Below are 4,468 nucleotides of genomic sequence, written 5' to 3' on the forward strand. Positions count from 1 at the left end.
GCCGAGGTCCTCCACCTTCGCAAGGAGGTGGTTGACCATGCCACGCCGGTGCACCATCGCCCCCTTGGGACGCCCGGTCGACCCGGACGTGTAGATCACGTACGCCAGGTCGTCATCACTGCCGCGCGGCGGCCAAAGGCCAGACGGGCCGGTTGAGGTCCTGTCGAACTCCCCGTCCAACAACACGAGTTGAAGCTCTCCGTCGTACGCGGCCGCGATCTCCTCGGCCCGTTCCCGCTGCCCGGGACCGGCCAGGAGGACCCTCGCGCCACTGTCGCGCAGGAGGCCCTCCTGGCGGGCGAGCGGCGCGTCCACGTCCAGCGGGAGCCATGCGCCGCCCGCACGCATCACGCCGAGCACCCCGCCCACGTACCGCGCGCCGGGCTCGGCGAGGACCGCCACCAGCGAGCCCGTGGCGACACCCGCGGATGTCAGGCGCTGGGCCAGAACGTCCGACCAACGGTCCAACTCCGCATAGCTGACCGTGACTTGGCCATCGACGACGGCCACCGCGTCCGGGCGGCGCAGCGCCGTTTCGCGGACGCGTTCCACGACACCCGCGAACGCGCCGCCGCGCTCCGTGTCGTTCCACTCGACCAGCAGGCGGCGTGACTCCGCCTCGCTCAGGACGCCCACCCCGGCCAGGGGCTGCTCGGCGGAGGTGACCACGGTGGCCAGGAGGTGGAGGAGCCGGTCGGCGAGGCGCCCGATGTCCTCGCGTGCGAACAGGTCGGGCGCGTAGTCGAAGCGCAGCCCGAGGCGGCCGCCGGGGCCGGGCAGCACCGCCAGGCTCAGCGGGTAGTGGCGGCCGTCGCGGGCCTCGGCATCGAGGAGCTCCAGGCCCAGGGCCGCGTCACGCACGCTCGCCTCGTCCAGGGGGAAGTTCTCGAAGAGCAGGACGGTGTCGAAGAGGTCGCCGAGACCGGCCTGCTGCTGGATCTCGGCAAGACCGATGTGCTCGTGGGGCAGCAGCTCCGACTGCCGGTCCTGGATGCCCGCGAGGAGGTCGGCGAGGCTCTGTCCCGGGCGGGTACGGACCCGTACCGGCACGGTGTTGAGGAACAGGCCGACCATGTTCTCGATGCCGGGGATCTCCGCGGGGCGGCCTGAGGTGACGGCGCCGAAGACGATGTCGTCGCGGCCGGTGAGGCTGCCGAGCAGGACGGCCCAGCAGCCCTGGAATACGGTGTTGAGGGTCATGCCCCGGGTCCGCGCCCAGCGGGTGAGACCGTCGGCGAGCCGCTCGGGGACGGCCGTGTCGAAGGTGTCCGCCGCGACCGCCGTGCGCCCGGTCGCCTCCGGGGCCGCGCGGGTCGGCCCGTCGAGCCCGAGCAGGGCCTCCTTCCAGGCGGCCCGGGCGGCCTCGGTGTCCTGGGCGTGCAGGTGCGCCAGGTAGTCGCGGTAGGGGACGACGTCGGGCAGCTCGGTGTCACGGCAGCCGTGCGCGTAGAGGGTGAAGAGTTCCTTCAGGAGCAGCGGCATCGACCAGCCGTCGACGAGGCTGTGGTGGATCGTCCAGATGAAGCGGTACCGGTCGCTACCGGTGCGGGCCAGCATGAACCTCATCAGCGGGCCCTGGGAGAGGTCGAAGCGCCGCTCGCGTTCTTCGTCGGCGAGCCGCCCGGCCGCCGCGGGGTCCGCCCCCGTCAGGTCGGTCTCGCGCCAGGGCACCTCGACCGCGTTCGGGATCAGCTGGACCGGGTCGTCCGACTCGCGGTGGCGGAAGGCGGCCCGCAGGTTCGGGTGGCGGCGCAGCAGCGCCGAGCACGCGGCTCGCAGGGTCGCCGGATCCAGCGATCCGCGCAGTTCCAGGCCGAGTTGGAGGACGTAGGCGTCCACGCCGTCCCGGTCGTACTCGGAGAGGAACAGCAGGCCCTTCTGGAGCGGGGCGAGCGGCCACACGTCGTGCAGACCCGAGGGGCCGGCTTCGCTCTCGTAGGTGTCGAGTTCGTCCTGGGTGAGGGAGACCAGGGGAAGGTCGGACGGCACCCGGCCGCCCGCGCCGGGCCGGGCCGCGTGCGTGACGAGGAGCTCCAGGGCGCGGAACCAGGTGTGTGCGAGGTCGTGGGCGTCCTCGTCGGAGAGGATGTCGCCGGCCCACAGCCAGTCGGCGACCAGGTGAGGTCCGTCGGGGCGGTCCTCGGTGACCGGGGTCACCTCAAGCACGTGCTGGAGCGGCATGTCGGGGGCCGCGGCGGTGCCGACCGCCGAACTGTCGCCCGACAGCGCCCAGTCGGCCGCACCCGCGGCGCCGAAGCGGCCCATGTAGTTGAAGCCGAGCTGCGGCCGGGGGAATGCGGCGAGCAGTGTGCTGGTCTGCGGGTTGAGGTGGCGCAGCAGGCCGTGGCCGATGCCGTGGTCCGGGATGGCCCGCAGCTGTTCCTTGATCCGCTTGAGGGCCGTGCCGACGGCCGGGCCGCCCGCCCAGATCTCGTCCCGGTCGAGGGTGCCGGGTGCGAGTCGGACGGGGAAGGCGCTGGTGAACCAGCCGACGGTGCGCGAGAGGTCGGCGTCGTCGGCGAGGTGTTCGCGGCCGTGGCCTTCGAGTTCGATCAGCGTGTCCGAAGCCGTGGCCCCGGCGCCTTCCTTGCGGCGGCGCCAGTCCGCGACCGCCAGGGCGAGACCGGTGAGCAGCACATCGTTGATCTCGGCGTGGAAGGCCGCCGCCACGTTTGTCAGGAGGGCGGACGTCTGCTCGGCGGGCAGGACGAGGCGCAGCCGGCGGGCCGTGCCGTAGGTGTCGCGGGCGGGGTCGAGACCGCGCGTGCCGAGCAGCGGCTCGGGGCCGCGGGCGGCCTCGGTCCACAGGGGCAGTTCCCGGGTGCGGGCGGCGGCGCGCGCCTCGTCGACGAGCATCCTCGACCAGCGGCGGTACGAGGTGCCGACAGGGGCGAGTTCGGGGGTTCGGCCCGCCTCCACGGCCTGCCAGGCGGCGGCCAGGTCGGGCAGCAGGATGCGCCAGGAGACGCCGTCCACGGCGAGGTGATGGATCATCAGCAGCAGTCGGCGGGGCCGGTCGGCGACCGCTTCCAGGAGCACCGCTTGGAGCAGGGTCCCTTCGGTGGGGTCGAGCCGGAGCTGGGCCGCGGCGGCGAGTTCGGCGACGGCCGCATCCGTATCGGCCGCCGCGGCTTGCGACACCAGCGCGGTGGTGTCGACGGTGCCCTGCGGGCGGACGCGCAGGTTCCACAGTCCTTCGACGGGGACGTCCAGGCACATGCGCAGGGCGTCGTGCCGGTCGACCACGGCCCGCAGTGCCAGGGCCAGCCGTGCGGGGTCGACGTGGTGCGGGACCTGGACGACGACGTACTGCGCGAACGAGCCGACCGGGCCCGCCACCGTGCCGCCGTCCTCCTTCAACTGGTGGGCGATCGGGAGGAGTTCGAGTTCGCCGACGCCGTCGTCCGTGCCGGCGGTCACCGTGGTCCGCACCTGCTGCGCGGCGGCGGCGAGGGCGGCGGGTGTCTTGCGCGTGAAGACGTCGCGCGGGGTGAGGGCGAGCCCTGCGGTGCGGGCGCGGCTGACGAGCTGGATCGAGCTGATGCTGTCGCCGCCGAGCGTGAAGAAGTCGTCGTCGGCGGCGACCGAGGGCAGCCTGAGGACTTCCGCGAAGGCGGCGCACAGCGCCTCTTCCTGCGGCGTACGGGCCGCGCGGCCGCCCGTGACGGCCGGTGCCGTGGAGGCCGGCGCGGGGAGTGCCTTGCGGTCGACCTTGCCGTTGGGGGTCAGCGGAAGTGCGTCCAGGGCGACGAATTCGCCCGGCACCATGTAGTCGGGGAGCACCGTCAGGAGCTGGTCCCGCACGGCCCGCGCGGCGGCGGATCCGACGAGGTAGCCGACCAGGCGCTTGCGGCCCGCGCTGTCGGGGACGGCCTGTGCGGCAGCGTCCGTGACCCCTTCGACGGCGCGCAACGCGGACTCGATTTCGCCGAGTTCGATGCGGCGGCCGCGGATCTTGACCTGGTGGTCGAGCCGTTCGAGGAATTCGAGCTGCCCGTCGGGGCGGTACACGACGCGGTCGCCGGTGCGGTACATCCGCTCCCCGGCCGCGCCGAACGGGTCGGCGACGAAGGTGACCGCGGTGCGGGCGACGTCGCCCAGGTAGCCGCGGCCCACGCCCGTCCCGGCGACGTACAGCTCACCGGGTACGCCGACGGGCACCGGGCGCAGGGCGTCGTCGAGGACGTACAGCCGAGTGTTGCGCACGACGCGCCCGATGGGAACGCGGGCGCCGAGCTCACTCTGCGGCGTGAGGACGGCGTGCGTGACGTCGTCCGAGCACTCGGTCGGACCGTACGCGTTCACCAGCGGGATGTCGGGGAAGCGGGCGAACCAGCGGACGCACACGTCCGCGGGCAGGGCCTCGCCCGTGACGACCAGGTGGCGCAGGGCGGGCAGAACGGGGAAGTCCCCCGTGGTCTCCCAGGCGTCCAGGGCGGCCCGCAGCAGCGAGGGAACCACCTCAAGT

Annotated in this window: 1 protein-coding gene; it reads right to left on the reverse strand. The window is 73.5% G+C overall.

The features are described 5' to 3' along the window. Nucleotides 1–4,468 (reverse strand): condensation domain-containing protein (locus tag ADK54_RS09620; protein ID WP_159047687.1); only part of this gene is annotated, 4,468 nt, incomplete at both ends.

It is taken from the genome of Streptomyces sp. WM6378, from assembly GCF_001279695.1.
Taxonomy (GTDB): Bacteria; Actinomycetota; Actinomycetes; order Streptomycetales; family Streptomycetaceae; genus Streptomyces.